Source organism: Bacillus sp. NSP9.1 (assembly GCF_000465465.2).
Lineage (GTDB): Bacteria > Bacillota > Bacilli > Bacillales > Bacillaceae > Bacillus > Bacillus sonorensis_A.
In genome coordinates, this window is the sequence record NZ_CP048273.1 from 1344081 (window position 1) to 1365535 (window position 21455).

Consider the following 21455-nt stretch of genomic DNA (forward strand, 5'->3'; position numbering starts at 1 on the left):
GCCTTTAAAGATGTATTTTAAATATATCTTTAAAGAAACTGGAGAGGAGCAAACAGTATGCTATCTGAAAAAACAATGCAAATCGTGAAATCGACTGCCCCTGTTTTAAAGGAAAAAGGAACGGAGATTACATCTTGTTTTTACAAAAGAATGTTCAACGCACATCCTGAGCTGAAGAACATTTTTAACATGTCACGTCAGCAGACCGGCGGCCAGCCTAAAGCGCTGGCTTACACGGTTTTGCAGGCGGCGGAGAATATCGACCGCCTCGAAGCGCTCCTGCCGGTTGTCAAACAGATCGGACATAAGCATAAAAGTCTGGATGTGAAGCCTGAGCACTATCCGATCGTCGGCCAGCACCTGTTGGAAGCGATTGAAATCGTGCTCGGCGACGCTGCGACAGAGGAGATTCTTCAGGCATGGGCAGAGGCGTATGAAGAGATCGCCCGCGTGTTTATTGAAATCGAAAAGCAAATGTATGATGAAGACAAAAAACTTCCTGAAAGCTGGGAAGGCTTTAAACCGTTTGTCGTCTTAGATAAGCGGCAGGAATCTGAGACGATCACTTCCTTTTATTTAAAACCGGCTGACGGAACAGACCTGCCGCCTTTCAGCCCGGGCCAATACGTGTCTGTGCGGATTAAAATTCCGGGAGAGGCATACTTTTTAACAAGACAGTACAGCTTGTCAGACGTCTGGAATATGGATTACTACCGGATTTCAGTCAAATTGGAAGCCGAAGAAGGCAAGCCGAAAGGAAGGGTATCAAGCTACCTGCATGAACAGATGGAGATTGGCGGCAGCTTGGAAGTGAGCGTCCCGGCGGGAGACTTCACACTGTCCGGACAGACGGATAAGCCGGTTTACTTTATCAGCGCCGGATCCGGCATCACTCCGGTGATGAGCATGGCGAAAACACTGGCCGCAAAAGCTGACCGGAACATCACGTTCGTACATGCAGCCAAGTCCCAAGAACAGCATGCATTTAAAGAAGAAACTGAAAAACTAATCAGCGTGAATCCGGAAAACCGCCTGCTGTTTGTTTACAGCCGCGCTGTTGAAACATCCGGCGAACATGTCATCAAAGGCCGGGTGGATGAGGAGCTTTTGAGAACGATCGTGCATGATAAAGACGGTGAATTTTATGTGTGCGGACCGCTTTCCTTCATGAAAAACGTCATCGATGGATTGCGGAATCTCGGTGTTCCCATGGAAAACATCCGTTATGAAAGCTTTGCATCTTCTCTCGAGATGGAGATTGCGAATTAAACAAAAGGCAGCTGTCAAATTGGCAGCTGCCTTAAAACATATTTCGCGTATTTCATCTTTTCGCAAACCGGCTCATACAATAAGATAAGTCCAACCGGGGGGGATTTGAGTATTGAGCGTACGGGAGCAAAAAGAACTGGAGCGGGCGATTGAGGAAATTACGGAAATCGCGAAAGGATTCGGCCTTGATTTTTACCCGATGAGATATGAAATATGTCCGGCTGAGATTATTTATACATTCGGCGCATACGGGATGCCGACGAGATACAGCCATTGGAGCTTCGGCAAGCAGTTTCATAAAATGAAGCTGCACTACGATTTTGGTCTGAGCAAGATATACGAGCTTGTCATCAACTCAGATCCTTGCTATGCGTTTTTGCTTGACAGCAATTCATTGATCCAGAACAAACTGATTGTCGCGCATGTCTTGGCACACTGCGACTTCTTTAAAAACAACTGCCGCTTTCAAAATACAAAACGCGATATGGTCGAAAGCATGGCGGCGACGGCGGAGCGGATTAAGCATTATGAGACGATCCATGGTTCAAAGGAAGTGGAAGCGTTTCTTGATGCGGTATTGGCGATTGAAGAACACATTGATCCTTCGTTGGTCAGGCCAAAACTATCCTGGAGCATCGATGATGAGGAGGAGGAAGCGGAAACGCCGGCAAGTCCTTATGATGATCTATGGGAGCTGGATCGGAAGGAGCCGAAACAGAAGAAGAAAAAAGCGAAGAAAAAGTTTCCGCCCAAATCGGAAAAGGACATCCTGCTTTTTATAGAAGAGCACTCCAGAGAACTGGAACATTGGCAGCGGGATATCCTCACAATGATGAGAGAGGAAATGCTGTACTTCTGGCCGCAGCTTGAAACCAAGATCATGAATGAAGGGTGGGCATCCTATTGGCATCAGCGGATCATCCGCGAGCTGGATCTGACCTCAAGTGAAGCGATCGAATTTGCCAAGCTGAATGCGGGTGTCGTCCAGCCATCTAAAACCGGCATCAATCCTTATTATCTCGGTTTGAAAATTTTTGAAGACATCGAAGAACGCTACAACAACCCGACCGAAGACATGAAGAAAATGGGGGTTGAGCCAAACTCCGGAAAAGAGAAAATCTTTGAAGTGAGGGAAATCGAATCAGACATTTCCTTTATCCGCAACTACTTGACAAAGGATCTTGTGATGAGAGAAGACCTCTATCTGTTTCAAAAGCAGGGAAGGGATTATAAAATTGTTGACAAGGAATGGGAAGCCGTTCGCGATCAGCTTGTCAGCATGAGGGTAAACGGAGGCTTTCCATACCTGACCGTCGAGGACGGAGATTATTTAAAAAATAACGAACTCTATATCAAACATTGGTATGAAGGAATTGAACTCGATTTAAAGTATCTTGAAAAAGTGCTGCCCTACCTCCATCAGCTGTGGGGAAGAAGCGTGCATGTCGAAACCGTGCTTGAGGATAAACCCGTCATGTTTTCATATGACGGAAAGGCTGTTCATCGCAGATATTTGTAGCCTGAAAAAGAGGGGATTCCCCTCTTTTTTTGCTGCACCGCCAATAACCGCTAAATCGCTCTTGAAAAGGGCCGACCGCTGCACCGGTGTGTCCGGTTTGTATTCAAACGGTTGTCTAAAGGATTGATCCGCCTATTAGAGTCATTCACTATAGTCGGGAAAGAAAGCATGTTTGTCCAGTTCTGCTTATTTATTAAAATGCTGTATAAGTATTGTAGAATAGTAAATGTTTTGACGGGGTGGTCTTTCTATAAATGCCGATATTTACCTATTGGAAACGTAATAATGTAGTATTTAGGTTACCTTTGCAATGTAAATGAAATGTTTTATACCCTTAAAAACTTTTTTTGAAAACGAATAAGTAAGAAATTTGATGTGGGAAGTCAAGACTATTTCTGATGGAATCGTCTCCTTATAATAGAAACAAAGGAAGGCGGTAGAAGCCGTTTTACTTTCTAACAATAAGAGATCACTTGTATTGAAAAACATAAAAAAATCTACTTTGGGAGGACAACATGAAGAAACAAGTATTAACGGCTGCATCAGCGATTGTTTTGGGGACAACTTTGTTTGCGGGAGCGGCGTCGGCACAAACGGTTAAGGTGAAAAAAGGCGACACATTATGGGGATTTTCCAAAAAGTACGGAACGACAGTCAGCAAGATTAAAAAAGAAAACAAGCTGAATTCCGATATCATTTACATAGGACAAACGCTTTCCATCAATGGAAGCAGTAAAACATCTTCAAGCACAAACACATCTTCTTCGACATACAAAGTCGTAAGAGGAGACACCCTCTGGAAAATTTCGCGGTCCTACAATATGACGGTGAATGAGCTGAAAAATCTGAACGGTTTAAAAACAGATTTAATCCGTATCGGGCAAGTGTTGAAGGTAAAGGGGAATGCAAAAGCGGCATCTTCAAATACAGCGGTCAAATCCAGCCAGACAAGCAAATCTCAAACGTCTTCTTCAAAGCTGAATACATCAAAGCTTGTCTCAGATGCACAAGCCCTGATCGGCACACCTTACAAATGGGGCGGCACATCGCCTTCAGGTTTTGACTGCAGCGGCTTTGTCTGGTATCTCTTAAATAAACAAACGAATGTCGCAAGAACGAATACAGTCGGCTACTGGAATTCCATGACCAGCATATCAAGCCCAGCTGTCGGCGACTTTGTTTTCTTTACCACATACCAGCCCGGACCGTCACATATGGGCGTGTATATTGGCAACAACAAGTTCATTCATGCCGGTTCAGACGGTGTGACAACAAGCGATATGACAAGCAGCTATTGGAAGCCGCGCTATCTTGGTGCAAAACGCTTCTAGTCATATGTAACCAAACCCGTTCATGCTTAGAAACGGGACAGGCTGTCGAAAAAATCGACAGCCTTTTTCTATTTCAATCCTGATGAGAGGGGGAATAAAGGTCGTCCAATAACCCGGGGTTTTTCTTTTCCATCATAAAAACACTCTCAATGTTTGAGAGTGAGGTCCATGTATTTACACCTTCGGAGCCGGGCCACTTGTTGGGCCAGCTTTGTGTACATTGCCCGACTGTGACCAGCAGTCAGGGCTTTTTTTATTTTATGCATTTCTTAAGAAGAAATGCACTTCATCATATTAGGAGCACTTGCTATCTAAAAGTAGTCACTGTCATACCTATATAGTATCACAGTGGAATAAAAAATAAACAGATATTGGTTTACTTTTTATCGGTACTTCCTCTTCCAGCCGCCTCTGAGTTTACTTCGAGGCCGGCAATTTGGGCAGAGGTCAAAGCTCACGCCAAACGATGTGAAGTACGGCAGCCGGAAGCTTGGTCATCAAGGACAGCCTGGAAGGCGAAATACGGCGTTTCTCCCTTATTCCCTCATTCAGCAGCAGTATGATAAACCTTGTGACCCAAAATCAGACGGCTCTTTTTCCTGCAATCGTGTTTTGAGCTTTCAATCTTACTCAAATCCACAAGCTGGACAGCCAGGTTGAGCAATTTTTTCCGTTTTTAAAATCGGAACTGGGATAAAAAGGTCAAAAAGTGCTCGACTTTTTCATTATCTTTTAAACTGATCGCATAACCTCCGACGACGGGAAGCTGCATAAATCCGCACGGAACCTCTATTAATCTTCCTTCCATCAGCTCGCGGCGCACGGTTGAAAGCGGCAAGAACGAAATGCCGAGCCCTTCTGAAATAAACCTTTTCGTAATATGCGTCTGGGAGACGAGCATCGTTCTCACAAACGGAAATTTAATTCTCAGCTGTCTGACCAAGTCATCCCAGTACTCCGGGTGGTTATGGGTCAGCAATAAATATTCTTCGAGCAGCTCTTTGACCTCGAGCGAAGGCGCGGTTTCCGAGTCGCGGCCGTCATGGGGGGCCACCAGAATGACGGGGTCGCTGTACATCGAATAACAGGTCAGATTTGATGATTGAACTTTTAAGCAGCTTAATCCGATATCTGCGTTCCCAGCTGAAATCAACGGGGCGATTTCAGCTGATTCGGCGATCTTCACTTTGATTTCCGAATTGGGGTGAAGCGATGTGTATTTTTTTAACACGAAAGGCAGTATCGTATCGGCGATAAGCGGCGAGACTGCGAGATTCAATGTTTGCGAATAGCCTTGCCTGATTCTGTGGAGCTCTTGCATGCTAGACTCATAGTCTTCCAGAAGACGCAGGGCAAAAGGCAGGTAGGCCCTCCCTTCTTTTGTCAAATGAATGCTTCTCCCTTTCCGGGTGAAGAGCTCGCAGCCGAGCTCTTCTTCAAGCAGCTTGATCTGCACGGTTACAGTCGGCTGGGAAATAAATAAGGTTTCTGCCGTCTTTCGGAAATTTTCATATTTTGCTGCGGTTACGAAGGTATGTAGCCATTTAAAATCCATTTGCGCTCCTCCTGATTAATATTTTTAATCGAAGACATCAATATAATTCAATATTTTTTAAATATTATATCAACTATAATGAAAGTAACAAAGGAAAAAGGAGGAATACATATGGTATATCATGGATTAAAAGGGGTTACTTGTGTTGAAACAGCGATCAGCCATATTGACGGTGAAAAGGGAAAACTGATCTACAGAGGATATCGTGCAGATGAACTGGCGCTTGCTTCGACATTTGAAGAAATTGCGTATTTAATACTGAATGGAACATTTCCAAAAGAGGAAGAACTTCGCTCATTCACCGAAACGCTTGCTTCATTCCGCATGCTGCCGGAAGCGGCTGAAAAGCTGATCGCCTGTCTTCCAAGAGAATTCGACGATATGGCGGTTCTCCGCACCGTTATCTCTTCATTCGGGGATAAAACGTATACGTTCCGCCCAACGATGGAGGAAGCCGTTCGGCTGATTGCTGCCGCACCGTCCATCATCGCTTTCAGAAAGCGCCTGATCGATGGAGAGGAACCTGTGCAGCCGCATGCTGAACTTGGCTTTGTGGAAAATTATTTTTATATGCTGAAAGGAAAGCGTCCGACCGAAGCGCAGAAAAAAGCGCTCGAAACATACATGATTCTCGCGATGGAACACGGCATGAACGCTTCAACCTTTTCGGCAAGGGTGACGGTATCTACCGAATCCGATCTTGTGTCAAGCATTACGTCCGCACTGGGGACCATGAAAGGACCTCTTCACGGCGGAGCACCGTCGGCGGTGACTGAAATGCTTGAGGATATCGGTGAAAAGGATCGTGCTGAAAGCTATCTGAGAGCGAAGCTGGAAAAAGGCGAGAGATTGATGGGATTTGGGCATCGGGTCTATAAAACGCATGATCCGAGAGCGAAGGCTTTGCGGATCAAAGCGGAGGAAATTGCCGGAGGCGACAAGGATATTGATCTGGCGCTTCATGTTGAGAATACGGCGATCCGCCTGTTGGAAGAATATAAACCGGGCCGGAAGCTGTACACCAATGTTGAGTTTTACGCAGCAGCCGTCATGAAAGCGATTAATTTTGACGCATCGCTGTTTACGCCGACATTTTCGGCTGCCAGAATGGTCGGCTGGTGTGCCCACGTTTTGGAGCAGGCCGAAAACAATACGATTTTCCGGCCGTCGGCCAAATATATCGGAGACACGGTCACCCAATAATGAGAACACACGCCTTCTGAACTTGAAGTGCGTGTTTTTTTGTTTATTAATTCCGAAAAATAAGAATTTATAAGATCACTTTAAAAAAAGCCTCTCGGTAAGAGATAATAGAAAAAGTAATAGAAAGGAAGTGTATGAATGAGCGATCGCACAATCACAGCAAGATGGGCATCGAAAATAGGATTTGTCCTCGCCGCCGCGGGATCTGCCATCGGTCTCGGAGCGATCTGGAAGTTTCCTTATGTGGCGGGAACGAGCGGAGGGGGCGCATTTTTCCTTGTGTTTGTCCTTTTTACAATCCTTTTAGGGTATCCCTTGCTTCTTGGGGAATTTATTTTAGGAAGAAAAAGCCAATCCGATGCCATCGGCACCTATCAAAAAATAGCACCGGGGACGCCTTGGGTGGTCACAGGCTGGATTGGAATCGCCGCTTGTTTTCTCGTGCTGTCCTTTTACAGTGTGATCGGCGGCTGGATCCTGCTGTATATCATGAAAGCTGTGTCCGGTTCATTGTCGGGTCTTTCACAAGCTGAATATGGGGCCCTTTTTGGCTCGATCATACAAGATCCATGGCAAACGCTGGCAGCGCAGCTTCTGTTTATCATCATGACGATCATTGTCGTTGCCAAAGGTGTACAAAAAGGAATCGAACGGGTCAGTACAATCATGATGCCGCTCTTATTTATTTTATTTATCGCCCTTGTTTTACGGGCTTTAACATTAGATCATGCGATGGACGGCGTTCGTTTCCTGCTTGTCCCGGACTTTGGCAGCCTGACGCCAAAGGCGGTCCTTTTTGCGCTTGGACAAGCTTTTTTCACATTGACACTCGGCGTGTCCGTGATGGTGACCTACAGCTCTTATTTGTCAAAAACGCAAAACCTGCCAAAATCGGCGCTGTCGATCGTCATCATGAATCTTGCCGTCACACTTTTGGCCGGTCTGGCGATTTTTCCGGCCGTCTTCTCATTCGGCCTTAAGCCTGATGAGGGTCCGACCTTATTGTTTGCGGTGCTGCCCGCAGTTTTTGGCCAGCTTCCGTTCGGCATGCTGTTCTTTATCGCTTTTTTGGTCGCCTTTTTATTTGCCGCGCTGACATCGGCTTTTTCGATGATCGAAATCATCGTCGCCGCTGTGACGAAAGGTGAGCAGGCCAAAAGGGCGACATGGACCTGGACAATCGGGCTTCTGATTTTTGCCGCGGGCATCCCTTCATGTCTGTCATTCGGTGTCCTTCATCAGCCGTTCATCTTTGACAAGACGTTCTTTGATGCGGCGGATTACATTGTCAGCAATGTGCTGATGCCGCTGGGAGCGCTGTTTATTTCCATTTTTGTGCCGCTGAAATTGTCAAAGCGCGATTTATTTGAAGAGATGAAAAGCGGATCAAAGGCGGGGAGAGGGTTCTTTCTCGTGTGGTTTTACCTGCTCCGCTTTCTTGTTCCGCTCGCGATCGTTCTTGTTTTCTTAAACTTAATCGGCGTATTTTCATTTTAAATTGATCAGGAGATGGGAGATTATGATGCAACACCTTCAAAAGATGTTTCCAAGCGAGGATGGCAATCATGAGGCGCGGTTTGAGCTGCTCGGACTGCTTGAAACCGTCCTGAGCGGAATCGATAAGCTGAAAGATCCGGGCCGGCTGGCGCTCGGCACTGCATCAGCCGTTGCGTCAGATTATTACGAGAAAGTGATCGATGAGGCCGTTTTGCCTGTGAAAGGGCTTGGAGCAAAAAAGAGTGTTGAAGAACTGCTGACATTGGCGGATGGCCATCGTTTTCTCAATCGGCATTATGTAGCGAATGCGACCCCGCTGCCGAACAATGCCAGCATTGCGGGCAATCTGCTCATGGTTCTTTTAAATGGAAATAATCTATGGGATGTCGATGGCACGGCAGCTGCCAAAGCAGAGGTGAAAATCACCAGCATGCTCTCGGACATCGTCGGGCTTGACAGGCAAACAAGCGCGGGTTTTACGACCTGGGGAGGACAGGGCGCCGTCTTTCAATCGCTCAGGATCGCGATCGCAAATGCGTGTCCGGAAGCGAATCAAAAAGGGACGCCGCACCATCTGTACGCATTTTGTTCCGAACTGTCGCATTTCAGCCTCTATAAATCGATGGAAGCCTCAGGGATAGGAACGGACCATTTGATCAAGGTCAAAACTGGTCGCGATCATGCGATGAGTCTGGTCGATCTGCGTGAGAAAATGGAGGCTGTCATTGCTGACGGCGGACTACCGGTTTATGTGATGGCAACGCTTGGTGCGACAGATACATTCGGAATCGATGATTTAGCGGGGATCAGGCAGGTGACGGAGGAGCTTGAAGGCAAATACGGCCTGCCCCATATCTACATCCATGCCGACACGGCGATGGGCGGAATGTACAGCTTTTTTAACGGGTATGATGTTGCGGAAAATCCGCTCCGGTTTGAGGAGGAAGTGCTTGAAACACTTGTCCGCTACAGATCGCATTTTCAGCACCTGCATCTTGCGGACAGCCTTGTCTTTGATTTTCATAAACTCGGGCAAACCCCATATACGACAAGTCTTTTTTTAATCAAAAACAGGAAGGCTTTAAAAGCGGTCGATCTTGACCCGGATGAGACGCCGTATGTCGGAAACAGAGGATTTGGCAGCTATCATACAAGCTATACGCTGGAATGCTCACGAATGGGGAGCAGCATTCCGATTTATGCGTCATTGCTTGCTTTCGGCATCCAAGGCTACCAAGAGATTTTAGCGAATTACATCAGGGTCAATCTCGCGTTTCGCAAAAAGCTGACAGAAGCTTTTTCAAATGCAGCTGTCACCAATGATGCTTCGCCGGTGACGACATTCCGGTTTTACCCCCGTGATGTCCGCTATCAAGATGAACTCACCGGAAACATTACAGAGGCGGAAGTGGAAAACATCAATAAGTATAATGAAAAAATTGCGGAAAGATTGGGGAGGTTCCGCAATCAGACGTATTTTGGCAGCACCAAAAAACAAAAATATGTCTATCCTGCTGACAGCCGGTCGCCTGTACCGCTCTACGTGCAGAAATTTTACAGTGTGTCTCCTTACACGACGGTTGAAGCGGTTGACGGGTATATTGATTTTTTAAAAGCGCATGTTGAATCGTCGGATGTCACAACCTGGTAAACGTCAAAAAGATATGGAAAAAGGGCCTTATTTTATTCCCTTCTCCCATATCTTTTTTCGTTCACGATGTGAAAAGCAGGCTTTGAAGACTCGGCTTTTATATGTGGGGATTCCGTCTGTCTACCGCTCAGTTCCTTTTTTGAACCGGTATCCATATTTCGCTTTTGAACGTCGGCGAGGCGATATCCTGGTGCTCGTTCCAAAGGATTTCCGGCCCTTCGATTTGTTCATAGTTTGCGGATGGAAACCATTCTGCATAAATCCGCCCCCACACACTTTGCAGTGTATCGGGAAACGGGCCTATCGCTTCGAATACGGCCCATGTTGAAGCTGGCACTTCAAGATGTGTAAAATGCTGCGAGGACTCTTTCGTTGTAGCGGCGCCGATATAATGATCGAGCTCACCTTGCTCCTCCATCCGCCCCTCAGAAAAATTGGCGGACGCTTGAATGATTCCGCCAGGCTCCACATTGGACAGTTCTTTCAGCTGCTTGATCATATCGCTGTTTAACGTTTTCCACATGGCGGCGATGTCCGGATGGATTCCGTCAAATATGACGGGCACCCTTTTCTTGATGCCGACGATGCGGAAGGCCGGCTTTTCTTCAATCCGGTAGTTCATTTCACTTCCTCCTTTGATGGTTAATTGGAAGGTCAGCGGCGGATATGCTTTCAGCATGTGAGAACCGTTTCTTGCTTCCGTCGGCGTGATCCCGTGCAGTTTTTGAAACGCCCTTGTGAAAGCGTCAGGGGACCTGTATCCGTACTTAACCGCAACATCAATCACTTTAGCTCCGCCGTCTTTCAGCTCAAACGCCGCTAGCGTCAGGCGTCTGCGGCGAATGTATTCTGACAGGGAGACACCGGCGAGAAAGGAAAACATCCGTTTAAAATGATATTCAGAGCATAAAGCGAGCTTTGCCGCTTTTTTAATGTCAATATCGTCCGCCAGATGTTTTTCGATGTACGACATGGCTTCATTCATGTTCTTCAGCAAATCCATAAGATAACCTCCTTTGTCTATACATTAACAGGAAGCGAATCAGGCCATCCGACTTTTCGTGCCCGGTTGTGCAGGGATTTATTTATTGACCAAACCACGCTTTTTGCAGCCTTTTGATGCCCAATGCAATCTCCTCTTCAGAAAGCCCTCCAAATCCGAGAAGTACAGCCGTATTCTGCGGCGGCGCCGCATATGAGACAGATGCGGGATAGACTTTGACGCCTTCTTCAAGCGCTTTTAAAATCAGCCGTTCTTCGCTTTGTTCGCCTTGTATTTCAAGAATGATGTGAAGACCCGCATTTTCTCCCTTGATGGCGGCATATCCTCCCAGCTCCCGTATAACGGCTTCAAGCAATGTTTTCCGTTTTTTTCTGTAAAGCGTCCTCATACGGTTGATATGTCTTTGATATTCGCCGTTTTCCATAAATTTCGCGATAGCCTGCTGCAAATGGCGGGAAACGGTATGTTTATACAATGAAGCAAGCTCATGTCCTTTTTCGGCCAAAGGAAGGGGCAGAACCATGTAGCTGACTCTTAAGGAGGGAATCAGCGACTTTGAAAAAGTCCCCATATAGATAACACGGTCGTTTTGGTCAAGTCCGTGGAGGGAGGGAATCGGCTGCCCCGCATAGCGGAACTCTCCGTCATAATCATCTTCAATTATATAAGCGCCCCGTGATGTCGCCCAATCAAGCAGCTTCATTCTGCGGCCGACCGGCATGATCATGCCGAGCGGAAATTGATGGGAGGGTGTAACATAAGCCAGTGCGGGCTGGTGTTGAGCAAGTTCATTGACGCAAATTCCGCTGTCATCAACGGCTGTCGGGATGACCTTGAGCCCGCCTGTCTGCAAGACCGATTTGGAGCGATGGAATCCCGGGTTTTCAAATCCGACGGCCGCGCCTCTTGGGAACAGCCGGCATAAAAACTGCAGTAAAATCGGTGTCCCGGCGCCGACGATGATTTGCTCCGGTGAACAAACGACGCCGCGCGATTCTCTGAGGTATACGGCAATCATCTTTCTTAACGACAGATCTCCGGCCGGCGGCCCGCTCTGAAAAAGTTCGGCACTTGAAATATCAATCGTTTTGGCGAGCGTTTTTTTCCATGCGGAGATCGGAAATGACGAGAGATCGACATGGCCGTGGTGAAAATCGATGACTTCCTCGGAGAGCGGTGCTTCTTCCTCCGCTGTTTCAAAAGGAGGAGGGGGCGAAAACGCTTGAAAAACACCATCTGCTTCAGCCGCATACCAGCCCTTCCGTGGCTTTGTGATCAGGTAGCCTTCGGCGGTAAGCTGATCATATGCATGCTCAACGGTTGTTTGGCTGACGTTTAAATGTCTGGAGAGCGCCCGTTTGGAGGGAAGTTTTGTCCCCGGCTGGATATGTCCGCTATGGATTTCATTTTTGAAAAACGTATACAGCTGCTGATAAAGCGGCTCGTCATGTTCACGGTTTAAAAAAGGTGTTATATCCATATGATCATACCTTTCAAGATAACTGGCATTCACTATTTTAGCAAAACTGACTATTTTAATCATGCCAGATGTCAGGTTAAAGTAAATCCATAACCAATAGAAAGGAATGATATTGTTGCTTTATTTCAAAGAAATTCAATCTGAAACAGAACGAAAGGAAGTATATCCGGTGATGAAACAGCTGCGGCCGCATCTCGATGAATCGGCGTTTCTAGAGCTCGTTGGAACATTGCAGAAAACCGAAAATTACAAGCTTTTGGCACTGTACAGCAATGACGTTCCCGTTTCTTTGGCGGGCTTCTCAAAGCGAGTAACATTAAATCAAGGAGCCCATGTTTGGGTGGAGGATCTGGTGACGTGTGAAAAACACCGGTCAAAAGGCTATGGAAAACAGCTGCTCTCGGCTGTCGAGGAATGGGCCAAGCAGCAGGGCTGTCGGTCTGTCGCACTGTCATCAGGGACACAGCGACGCGACGCCCACCGTTTTTATGAAGAAAAAATGAAATACAATAAGGCGAGTTATTTATACCGAAAGCCGCTTTAGCAGGGGAGCGGATGTAAAGGCATAAAAAACCGCCTCCTGCTGTGATGGTAAAACCAAAATGCGGAGGCGGTTTTTGATTCAAATGGGTATCTTTCCGGAAAGCGGGGCGGACATCGGCTTATGGCGCTGGTGTCCGCTCTCGACTTCCGCGTCTTTAGTTTTCAAAGCTCCATCATCAAAAACCAAGCTGCAGATTCGTATCAATTGACACAATCGTCCAGACGCAGATGAGGATGAAAATGTTGAGCACAACACCAAGGAGCCCTAATCCGGTCCGGCCTTTTTTGATGAATAGCTCGATGATGCCGAGCGGAATGGCGGCCATTGCAAAAGGAAGCATTTTAAAGGAATAAGCGAATGAATCGCTGATGATCGCCAAATTTAAAATGAGCAGGGAAAGAATCGCTGTCGCGACAGATACCCATCCAAATACATTATGCTCTTTAAAAATTCTTACCAGTTCCATAATGCCACCTCACCTACTTTAGCTGCTTTTACAGGACCTTTATCAATCAGCTTTTCAATTTCTTTTGAAGGACCGGTCACCACCGCGCCATACACATTCACACCGTTTTTCTCAACGTAGTCAAGCCGTTTTGCAAGCTTTAAGTCTTTTCTGCCTGATATCGTTTCAGCCCACTTATTGTGTTTGATCATATATGACAGGGCCGCTTTGAACTGCTCCGCATCGCTTTGATCGGAATTTTGATAGACGTAAATGCGGTCGGAATCCTTCCCTGGATAGCCGATCGGCTCAGCGTATGGATGCTCTTTTAAATCGGTTTCTGTTTCAATCGCATTCCAAAGGACGCGTACATCATATCTTTTTAACTTGTCGTACAGTTCCCTTGTCGGATAGGATCTTTCAAATGAAACGTAAGCTTCTGTCACCGTTCCGTCAGGCAATTGTTTCAAGATCGCTTTGGCTTTGGAAGTCGATTTTTCTTTGATGCCTCCCGGATAGACAAAATGCCTTTCTTCCTGTGTGAGCTCCTGGTTATATTGGTGAACCCGCGGGGCCTTCAGCTGGTCAAAGAACATCTCTACTTCCTCGTTTCCAACCACTTTTGTCACATTGCCGATCTGTTTCTTTAATGGAAACTGGGTCTTGATGCCAAAAAGCTGCACTTTGTTGACGAGTGCATCCGTATCCACCTGAATGTTCGGCTTTGTGACGGCCACCGTCATTGAAGCGGTCTGCACCAACGCATTTCCTTTGCTTTCATGTCCGCCCATGCCGTAGTATAAATAGCTTCCAAGCGTGCACAGCGGCAGAATGATGAGCGTGGAAAGGACAGCAAGAGCTGAAATCCGCATATATGATTTATTTTTCCCATATCTTAAAATCGCTTTTTGCTTTTCAGGACTGAGGGTGAGGTCCCAATTTTCGTCTTTCATTTCCTGATCCAGCATGTTCTGATACTCTTCGAGCTGTTCAAGCTCTTCTTCAACCTTGATCATTTCCGCTTCGGAAAGCTCGCCGTTTTTATACTGTTCCCAACGTTTTTTGAAATCTTCATTCATCGTTAACACCTCTGTTGTAAAGTGCTTTCAGACGCTGTCTGGCACGAAATAAAACACTTTTAAAATTAGCCTCTGAGATATTCATCAAGCTTGATGCTTCCTTGTAGTTCAGCTCTTTTAAATAATACAGCGTAAGCGCTTCCCGGTAGTTATCGGGGAGCTGGTTCATATATAGCGTCAACACTTCCTTAATCTCGACCTGGTGGGCAGGGCTTTGGACCGCGTTTTGAAACAAGCTTCCGATCATATCGTCAGAAATCGTTACTTCCTTTTTATGCTTTCTGACATAATCGATAAACGCATTCCGAGCCACTTGAAAAAGCCAGGGCTTCACCTTGCTGTGGTCGTAAGAGTGGATGTGTATGTAGGCTCTCATAAAGGTTTCCTGAAGCAAATCCTCTGCAAGATGTTTGTCTTTCGTCATGGAGAGCAGAAACCTGTAAACATCATTCATATACATTTGGTAAATTTCATCGATAGTCACTGCCTTTTCTCCCCTCTATGTTATAAACGCATAAGAAAGGTTTGAAGTTGCACTCAACATGTCCACGGCTGTTTTTTCCTCCAATTTCTTACCCTTAAAAATCATCTATCCTATATAATAACTGAACATGTTCAAAAAAACTAATGATGGATGAGAGGGAATTTTTGAAAGTTCCCCCAATCGCCGGGACAAACTCGTGTTAGATAACGACAGAAAATTAGAGATACCATAAAGCTTTGTTATTGGTCAAGGGTTAGCTGACGGAGTGCTTTTTATTTACTGAAGAACCGGACACAGACGGGTTCTTGAAAATCGATCTATAGACTGCGGTAAATTGAATAGACGGAATAGCACAAATCCAGTTGTCAAAAAATGCCTCCTTCCGCAAAATAATTACCATAAATCAAAAAAGATGTAAAAAATTTTCATTAGACTGAAAAATTTCAATTTGGGGAAAGGGATGAGGGGCCTTGAGTGTAAAAATGCCGTCTCAAAAAGTGGGAAACATGTTAAATCAATGGTATGGGATCATTAAGCTTCAGCAGGTTCATAAAGCAAAATTAATGAGAGATCAGATTGAACATGCTCTTAAAAACATGGAAGAAGACCAAGATGTCCTACTGTCTTTAATTTAATAGATTCAAGATATAAAATGCTGGTTGATCAATATAGCTTGTCAGGCAGTCTCTTGAAAAGAATGGAACATCAAGCTGAAGAAAAGAAGACGGACGACATGCTGCAATATTATTTTTATTTCTTCAGCGGTATGTATGAATTTTATATGAAGAATTTCACCGATGCCATTCATTTTTACAGGATAGCGGAATCTAAGCTTCAACAAATTCCGGATGAAATCGAGATAGCAGAATTTCATTATCAAGTGGCAATCGCCTATTACAAAATGAAGCAACACTTCTTTTCGCTAAATCACATTGAAAAAGCGTTAGATTCATTTAAGGCTTATGAAGAGTACAGCAATCGAGTGATTAACAGCGAAATGGTACTTGCCGCTAATCAAGTTGATTTATATCGTTTTGAAGAAGCCGCAAAGCTTTATAAACATGCTTTAAATAAGGCACGCGACAATAAAAACAGCCTTATTGAAAGCTTTGCATGTTTTAATTTAGGGGTGTGTTACGAAAGAAGAGATTTGTTGGACGAGTCAAAAACATACTTTGAACAAGCGGCAAACATTCAAGAACGCGAAAATTCGATTTTTGGAATACGCAGTACATATATGTTGAGCCGAGTGAATTATAAACAAAATTTATTGAATGAAGCTCGTCGTTGGTATCAACAAAGCTTTTCCTGGGCCGATGCAGAAGATGAATTTGAATATAAGGCAAAGCTTCAAATGATATACTCATTGTATGATCGGCACGATCCTGCAAAAATAGACGAAGCTTTGGGACAGCTGAGAGAAAAAAAGTTGTGGTCAGATGTTGCAGAATTAACAACCATAATTGCACTTCATTACAAAAAAGAAGGAAATATTTATCATTCAGCGAAATACTTTGAACAGGCATGTCATGCGAAGGATCAAATTCTTAAATTGACGCGTAGGTATTATCATGAAGCGTATGAAATCTATTATTGCAACTGCAGTTTTAGGCGGTCTTCTCGTTTTAGGTCTTTACAATATGACATCAAGCTCAATTGAAGCTAACGAAACCTTGCCGATAAAAATTGCTGAAGACGCAGTATTCGGTTAAAGTGAAACACCAGCCTTTCTCAAATTATGAGAAGGGCCTTTCTCGTTTTTGGGGCGAGGAAAACTCGTGTCTTTCAGGAGTATGTCAGCGAAGTCAGTGCACTTAAAACGCGAAATATCAGCTAAAACGAGCCCGTATATGAAGCCTCAATCCCCAGTTTTTAATGAAAAATCAATTTTTAGTACCAGGTAATAAAAAAAGTTGTTATAATAGAAAAGGAAAACCTAAAATCGACTACTACAATAAAGGAAGTGCCATATGTATCAGTTTATCGGTAATGCTGCAAAAGTGATTCTTTCTTTGCGCGGCGGAATTAAAGTATACAATAAGGAAAACCTTCCTAAAGATACGGGTTTCGTGCTGGCCTGCACACATTCCGGATGGGTGGATGTCGTCGCATTAGGAGTCGGCATTTTGCCTCATGAAATTCACTACATGGCGAAAAAAGAGCTTTTTGAAAATAAATTATCCGGTTCTTTCCTTTCAAGCATCAACGCTTTTCCGGTCGACAGGGAAAATCCGGGGCCGAGCAGCATCAAAACCCCGATTAAATTGCTGAAAGAAGGAAAGATCGTCGGCATTTTTCCGAGCGGGACGAGAACATCGGAAGACGTTCCTTTAAAAAGAGGGGCGGTCACGATCGCCCAAATGGGAAAAGCGCCGCTTGTGCCGGCGGCTTACAGCGGGCCGTCCAACGGAAAAGAGCTGTTCAAGAAAGGCAAAATGAAGCTGATCATCGGCGAGCCGCTCAATCAGGAAGACTTTGCTCAATATTCGTCAAAAGAAAAGCTGGCGAAAATGACAGAGGCTTTAAATGAAAGTATTAAAGGGCTTGAACAGCAGCTAAAGCAGATGTCATAAGAACATATTGCCAAGAAAGAACACTCCCTTAAATTGCGGGAGTGTTCTTTCTTGGGGAGTAACTTAACGTAAAGCCGTTTCTTCCAAAAACAAAAGCAATTCCCGCCAAAATGTCCGAGAGGCCTTGGCATCCGCCTCAGTGTTTCCCCCGTATACAACCTTTCGGCTCTGGCGCGCAGCGGTTGGAAAATAAGGGGGCCTGATATTGTGTCCGGCATTTTCAAAACTTAAGTGCAGAACAGAATGGGGGAAGCCTTTCTTGTTCAGCCGTTCGGCGACTTTTTTGCTCATGAGTGCCGATGGCCATACGGAATCATCTGTACTCGACGTGAGAAGGACGGGCCCATTGATATGTTCGGCTTTGATGATAGAGGGATGATCATCATTTACGTGACGCAATGCCTTTTGATAAAGGGAGAGAAAAGACTGCGGCCGCCCTGTTATTGTTTGTTTGATGAATGTCCACAGGGAAAGAATGCTGAAACACGGAAGAGATGCAAAGGTGAGCGGCGTTCTTCCAAAGCTCCAGGAAGATGTACGCCGGAGTTTTTTCAAGCCGACGCCTTGAAAGACGATCCCTCCCCCTACATGAGAAATCACAAAACGGATCTCGTGGAAGTGAGATGCGATCAAAAGCGCCAATTCTCCCCCTTTTGACCGTCCAAATATTCCGATTCGGTCATGATTGATGCCATCATGGCGAAGAAGCCATGCGATGGCTTTTTGGAAGTATTCAAGCGGGATTTCCATCAGTTGTCCGGGAAGCTCTTTGTATTGAAAATAAGGAATCGCAAGCGTCGCATATCCGTAATTTGACAACATGCCTGCCAATGTTTCATCAAGCCCTCCGTCAGAGCCGCCTAAAACGATGATAACGGGCGGCCGGACAGCGTTATGAGGACGGAAAAAGGTTCCGTACCATCCGTTTTCCTTCACTTCCTGTCTGTCGATCGTTTCAGAAAGAAGCACCCGTTTCACTTCTTTGCGCAAGATGACGCATCCCTTCCGTTTTACCTCGATGCGGAAAACAGCAGGATGAACCGTTTTTTTCTCGAATGAGCAGGAAGACCCGACAGGCTGCATCGACCAGAAAAGTCCCATTTGATCTTGCACTTGATATGTGCCTTTTAGTGGAGTAGCCGCACCAGGATCAACTTCCCCGAGTGGATCGGCTTGAAAAACGGCGTGCGATCTCCAGTTGACGCCGGATTCATCCTCCGCTTGAACCATGATATCAATCATCTCCATCGGTGTGAGCCCGGTGACTTTGATCTCGATTTTTTCATCCCAACGAGATTCGGAAGGGGCGTGTAATACAGGCTGGGGGCTCATCAAGACAGCACTTCCTTTTCAAGTCTTGCATGAAACAATTCGACGCACTCCTCAATATAGTCTTCTGGTTGATCGTAGAATGCTTCCTTGAATGCGGGCAGATGATGGAACATGATGTATTGATTGAGCAGCCCGAAAAACATGCTGCTGAGAATGCAGAACCTTTCTTTTGAAATGTTTTGGCGGTTGTGATGCTTTGCCAAATAAGACGCTAAAAAGCGATTTAAACGCCGAGGAATTTCCATGATCAATTCAGAAATCCCGCTATCTTGTGTTGATTCCCTGAAGTAAACCCAAAAGACGCTGTCTTTTTCCAAATTTTCTTCGAAATAGGTTTCTGCGATCAATGTTAAATCCGCGAGCAGATTTCCGGTCAGATGTTCTTCAAGACCGCGGATAAAATCGTCCGTAGTGACATGTTGAATCACGCTTTCCCGGAATAAATTTTTTTTATTGCCGAAATGTCTAAAAAGGGTTAAATGATTGACACCTGCTTTTTCGGCGATTTCTCTGGTTGAAGCGGCTGTAAAACCTTTTTCTTTAAAGAGATTCAGAGCCGCCTGAATAATGCGTTCTCTCGTTAATTGTTTTGTCATATGTCTCTCCTTGAAATGTAATCGGATGGTTACATTTTAAAGGGAATTCGTGATGTAATCAAGTGGTTACATTTTTGATCAGCGGCTGATAAACACTATTTACACAATGTATATGTTTTCTATCGTATTGGAGGAACTGATATGAAATGGTATTTCAAAGCGTTGAAGAATTATATAGGGTTTCAAGGGAGGGCGAGACGGAAGGAGTTTTGGACATTTGCCATTTTCTCTTACTTGGTTCTTGTCATCTACGGTGTGATTAAAGGATTGATGAATCTTCCGTTAACTGGCACCGATTCTTTTCTGGGCGGACTTTATTTGATCGCCGTTTTTCTGCCGGCTCTGGCCGTTACTATTCGCAGGCTGCATGATACCGGAAAAAACGGAGGATGGATCTTCATCGTCTTTATTCCTCTCATTGGCATGTTGACTTTATTGATACTGCTTTGTCTAGACGGAGAAAAGGGAGAAAATCAATACGGGCCGAATCCTAAATGACCAAAAAAAGATGGATGTTCAGAATGAACATCCATCTTTATATTGTTATTCCGCTTCTTCAAGCAGCGGTTCAGCCGCTTTTTGGACCTCTACATATGAGACGTGGTGGCCGTCGATTTCATTAATGGTAAACTCGTATCCCTGTTCTGCGATCATGTCGCCCTTTTGGACGTCGTATTTCTGCGTCAGGAACCACCCGCCGATCGTGTCAACTTCTTCATTGTCCAGCTGGATGCCGAGCAGATCGTTGACCTGGTTGACCAGCACTTTTCCGTCGAGGATGTAGTGATCTTCATCGATTTTGCGGATTTCATTGATTTCGTCTATATCAAATTCATCGCGGATTTCACCGACGATTTCTTCGATGATATCCTCAACCGTAACCAGTCCGGCCGTTCCGCCGTACTCATCGGACAGAATGGACATGTGGACGCGTTCCCTCTGCATTTTGAGGAGCAGATCGTGAATCGGAACGGTTTCGATCACATGAATGATCGGATTGATAAATTGCTCAATCGTGTCTTCTTTGGAGCATTCTCCGCTGATGCAGGCCGTCAGTATTTCTTTGACATTGACGACGCCGATGATGTTGTCCTTATCGCCGTCCTCGACGGGATAGCGCGTGTATCCTTCGGCTTTCGTAATGTCGATCATATCCTTGATTTTCATATCATGCGGAAAGCTGACGACTTCTGTTCTCGGAATCATGATTTCCTTGGCAAGACGGTCATCGAATTCAAAAATTTTGTTTACATATTTGAACTCGGACTGATTGATTTCGCCGCTTTTGTAGCTTTCTGACAGAATGATCCGCAGCTCTTCTTCCGAGTGCGCCATTTCGTTTTCCGAAACCGCTTCAAGGCCAAACGATTTCGTCAACAGCCTTGCTGATCCGTTCAGCGCCCAAATGAATGGAAACATGATGCGGTAAAACCAGATCAGGGGTTTTGCGAATGCAAAGGAGATCGCTTCCGCCTTTTGAATCGCCAGCGTTTTTGGTGCAAGCTCCCCGACGACAACGTGCAGGAACGTAATGAAGCTGAAGGCGATCACAACGGACACGATATGTGAAACAGAACTTGGAATGTTCCATTCGGTAAAAAGCGGTTCAAGCAGACGGGCGACCGTCGGCTCCCCGAGCCATCCAAGGCCGAGTGCCGTCAAAGTAATGCCGAGCTGGCAGGCCGATAAGTACTCGTCTAAATGCGTGATCACTTTCTTGACCGATACCGCTGTTTTGTTTCCTTCAGCAATCAGCTGGTCAACCCGCGAGCTTCTGATTCTGATAATCGCAAACTCAGACGCTACGAAAAATGCTGTCAAAGCAATTAAAACAGCAACAAAAATCAAATTAACTATTTCCAATTAGGACCTTCACTCTAGCGTGAGAATGAAG

At 45.4% G+C, this 21455-nt stretch carries 20 protein-coding genes; 11 read left to right on the plus strand and 9 right to left on the minus strand.

Features of this window, described 5'->3' with window-relative positions:
- Positions 1-57: 57 nt before the first annotated feature.
- From hmpA to M654_RS06945, 3 genes are all read left to right on the plus strand, one after another.
- Positions 58-1269, plus strand: coding sequence for an NO-inducible flavohemoprotein (gene hmpA / locus M654_RS06935; RefSeq protein ID WP_026586197.1), 1212 nt, complete (start codon positions 58-60; stop codon positions 1267-1269).
- 112 nt (positions 1270-1381) lie between these two features.
- Complete coding sequence (locus M654_RS06940) at positions 1382-2788, plus strand: SpoVR family protein (protein WP_026586198.1); 1407 nt, start codon at positions 1382-1384, stop codon at positions 2786-2788.
- 515 nt (positions 2789-3303) lie between these two features.
- Positions 3304-4119, plus strand: a complete 816-nt coding sequence (locus tag M654_RS06945; protein ID WP_026586199.1) for a C40 family peptidase — start codon at positions 3304-3306, stop codon at positions 4117-4119.
- A gap of 676 nt (positions 4120-4795) precedes the next feature.
- Here the strand turns inward: M654_RS06945 and M654_RS06950 are convergent.
- On the minus strand, positions 4796-5674 hold the full coding sequence (locus M654_RS06950; RefSeq protein WP_026586200.1) for a transcriptional regulator CitR: 879 nt from the start codon (positions 5672-5674) through the stop codon (positions 4796-4798).
- A 111-nt stretch (positions 5675-5785) separates the two neighbouring features.
- Here M654_RS06950 and M654_RS06955 point away from each other — a divergent pair, with 111 nt between their 5' ends.
- The 3 genes from M654_RS06955 (at position 5786) to M654_RS06965 (ending at position 10025) form a co-directional block, all read left to right on the plus strand.
- A complete protein-coding gene (locus M654_RS06955; protein WP_026586201.1) occupies positions 5786-6877 on the plus strand; it encodes a citrate synthase/methylcitrate synthase in 1092 nt (363 codons plus the stop codon).
- Positions 6878-7015: 138 nt separating this feature from the next.
- Complete coding sequence (locus tag M654_RS06960; protein WP_026586202.1) at positions 7016-8374, plus strand: sodium-dependent transporter; 1359 nt, start codon at positions 7016-7018, stop codon at positions 8372-8374.
- A gap of 25 nt (positions 8375-8399) precedes the next feature.
- On the plus strand, positions 8400-10025 hold the full coding sequence (locus M654_RS06965; RefSeq protein WP_035428267.1) for a pyridoxal phosphate-dependent decarboxylase family protein: 1626 nt from the start codon (positions 8400-8402) through the stop codon (positions 10023-10025).
- A gap of 127 nt (positions 10026-10152) precedes the next feature.
- Here M654_RS06965 and M654_RS06970 read toward each other — a convergent pair whose 3' ends face one another.
- Positions 10153-11028 (minus strand): AraC family transcriptional regulator, encoded by an 876-nt coding sequence (locus M654_RS06970; protein WP_026586204.1) that lies wholly within the window; start codon positions 11026-11028, stop codon positions 10153-10155.
- An 82-nt stretch (positions 11029-11110) separates the two neighbouring features.
- Positions 11111-12508 carry a MocR-like pyridoxine biosynthesis transcription factor PdxR gene (pdxR, locus tag M654_RS06975; RefSeq protein ID WP_026586205.1) on the minus strand — a complete coding sequence of 466 codons (1398 nt, stop codon included), beginning with the start codon at positions 12506-12508 and terminating at the stop codon, positions 11111-11113.
- Between the two features lie 172 nt (positions 12509-12680).
- Between pdxR and M654_RS06980 the strand changes: the two genes are divergently transcribed.
- On the plus strand, positions 12681-13052 hold the full coding sequence (locus M654_RS06980) for a GNAT family N-acetyltransferase (protein ID WP_409445030.1): 372 nt from the start codon (positions 12681-12683) through the stop codon (positions 13050-13052).
- 175 nt (positions 13053-13227) lie between these two features.
- On the opposite strand, the gene M654_RS06985 is transcribed toward M654_RS06980, so the two are convergent.
- Genes M654_RS06985 through sigM form a run of 3 tightly spaced genes read right to left on the minus strand, consistent with a single transcriptional unit; the run spans position 13228 to position 15060 of the window.
- Positions 13228-13518, minus strand: coding sequence for a hypothetical protein (locus M654_RS06985; protein WP_026586207.1), 291 nt, complete (start codon positions 13516-13518; stop codon positions 13228-13230).
- Positions 13506-14576 (minus strand): anti-sigma factor, encoded by a 1071-nt coding sequence (locus tag M654_RS06990; RefSeq protein ID WP_026586208.1) that lies wholly within the window; start codon positions 14574-14576, stop codon positions 13506-13508. Before M654_RS06990 ends, M654_RS06985 begins: the two co-directional genes overlap by 13 nt.
- On the minus strand, positions 14569-15060 hold the full coding sequence (gene sigM, locus M654_RS06995) for an RNA polymerase sigma factor SigM (protein ID WP_003180127.1): 492 nt from the start codon (positions 15058-15060) through the stop codon (positions 14569-14571). Before sigM ends, M654_RS06990 begins: the two co-directional genes overlap by 8 nt.
- Positions 15061-15530: 470 nt before the next feature.
- On the opposite strand from sigM, the gene M654_RS23830 reads away from it, so the two are divergent.
- The 3 genes from M654_RS23830 to M654_RS07005 all read left to right on the plus strand — a co-directional run bounded on the left by M654_RS23830 (position 15531) and on the right by M654_RS07005 (position 17633).
- Positions 15531-15695 carry a response regulator aspartate phosphatase gene (locus tag M654_RS23830; RefSeq protein ID WP_236251210.1) on the plus strand — a complete coding sequence of 55 codons (165 nt, stop codon included), beginning with the start codon at positions 15531-15533 and terminating at the stop codon, positions 15693-15695.
- 62 nt (positions 15696-15757) lie between these two features.
- Positions 15758-16720, plus strand: coding sequence for a tetratricopeptide repeat protein (locus M654_RS07000; RefSeq protein WP_236251211.1), 963 nt, complete (start codon positions 15758-15760; stop codon positions 16718-16720).
- Between the two features lie 310 nt (positions 16721-17030).
- Positions 17031-17633: a lysophospholipid acyltransferase family protein gene (locus M654_RS07005; RefSeq protein WP_026586209.1), complete on the plus strand. Its 603-nt coding sequence runs from the start codon at positions 17031-17033 to the stop codon at positions 17631-17633.
- Positions 17634-17696: 63 nt separating this feature from the next.
- On the opposite strand, the gene M654_RS07010 is transcribed toward M654_RS07005, so the two are convergent.
- Entirely contained in the window at positions 17697-18965 is a 1269-nt protein-coding gene (locus M654_RS07010; protein ID WP_236251212.1) for an acyl-CoA thioester hydrolase/BAAT C-terminal domain-containing protein, read from the minus strand.
- Entirely contained in the window at positions 18965-19561 is a 597-nt protein-coding gene (locus M654_RS07015; RefSeq protein WP_026586211.1) for a TetR/AcrR family transcriptional regulator, read from the minus strand. Before M654_RS07015 ends, M654_RS07010 begins: the two co-directional genes overlap by 1 nt.
- 141 nt (positions 19562-19702) lie before the next feature.
- Here M654_RS07015 and M654_RS07020 point away from each other — a divergent pair, with 141 nt between their 5' ends.
- A complete protein-coding gene (locus M654_RS07020) occupies positions 19703-20059 on the plus strand; it encodes a DUF805 domain-containing protein (protein WP_026586212.1) in 357 nt (118 codons plus the stop codon).
- Between the two features lie 45 nt (positions 20060-20104).
- Here M654_RS07020 and M654_RS07025 read toward each other — a convergent pair whose 3' ends face one another.
- Complete coding sequence (locus tag M654_RS07025) at positions 20105-21424, minus strand: hemolysin family protein (RefSeq protein WP_026586213.1); 1320 nt, start codon at positions 21422-21424, stop codon at positions 20105-20107.
- Positions 21425-21455: the final 31 nt, after the last annotated feature.

Bases quoted from the DNA above. Each gene is read 5' to 3' on its own strand.
- M654_RS07005 (WP_026586209.1), top strand. From the start codon at position 17,031: ATGTATCAGTTTATCGGTAATGCTGCAAAAGTGATTCTTTCTTTGCGC.
- M654_RS06945 (WP_026586199.1), top strand. From the start codon at position 3,304: ATGAAGAAACAAGTATTAACGGCTGCATCAGCGATTGTTTTGGGGACA.
- M654_RS07015 (WP_026586211.1), bottom strand. From the start codon at position 19,561: ATGACAAAACAATTAACGAGAGAACGCATTATTCAGGCGGCTCTGAAT.
- M654_RS06980 (WP_409445030.1), top strand. From the start codon at position 12,681: ATGAAACAGCTGCGGCCGCATCTCGATGAATCGGCGTTTCTAGAGCTC.
- M654_RS06950 (WP_026586200.1), bottom strand. From the start codon at position 5,674: ATGGATTTTAAATGGCTACATACCTTCGTAACCGCAGCAAAATATGAA.
- M654_RS06965 (WP_035428267.1), top strand. From the start codon at position 8,400: ATGCAACACCTTCAAAAGATGTTTCCAAGCGAGGATGGCAATCATGAG.
- hmpA (WP_026586197.1), top strand. From the start codon at position 58: ATGCTATCTGAAAAAACAATGCAAATCGTGAAATCGACTGCCCCTGTT.
- M654_RS07000 (WP_236251211.1), top strand. From the start codon at position 15,758: ATGGAACATCAAGCTGAAGAAAAGAAGACGGACGACATGCTGCAATAT.
- M654_RS06955 (WP_026586201.1), top strand. From the start codon at position 5,786: ATGGTATATCATGGATTAAAAGGGGTTACTTGTGTTGAAACAGCGATC.
- M654_RS06960 (WP_026586202.1), top strand. From the start codon at position 7,016: ATGAGCGATCGCACAATCACAGCAAGATGGGCATCGAAAATAGGATTT.
- pdxR (WP_026586205.1), bottom strand. From the start codon at position 12,508: ATGGATATAACACCTTTTTTAAACCGTGAACATGACGAGCCGCTTTAT.
- M654_RS06985 (WP_026586207.1), bottom strand. From the start codon at position 13,518: ATGGAACTGGTAAGAATTTTTAAAGAGCATAATGTATTTGGATGGGTA.
- M654_RS07010 (WP_236251212.1), bottom strand. From the start codon at position 18,965: ATGAGCCCCCAGCCTGTATTACACGCCCCTTCCGAATCTCGTTGGGAT.
- M654_RS06990 (WP_026586208.1), bottom strand. From the start codon at position 14,576: ATGAATGAAGATTTCAAAAAACGTTGGGAACAGTATAAAAACGGCGAG.
- M654_RS07020 (WP_026586212.1), top strand. From the start codon at position 19,703: ATGAAATGGTATTTCAAAGCGTTGAAGAATTATATAGGGTTTCAAGGG.
- M654_RS06970 (WP_026586204.1), bottom strand. From the start codon at position 11,028: ATGGATTTGCTGAAGAACATGAATGAAGCCATGTCGTACATCGAAAAA.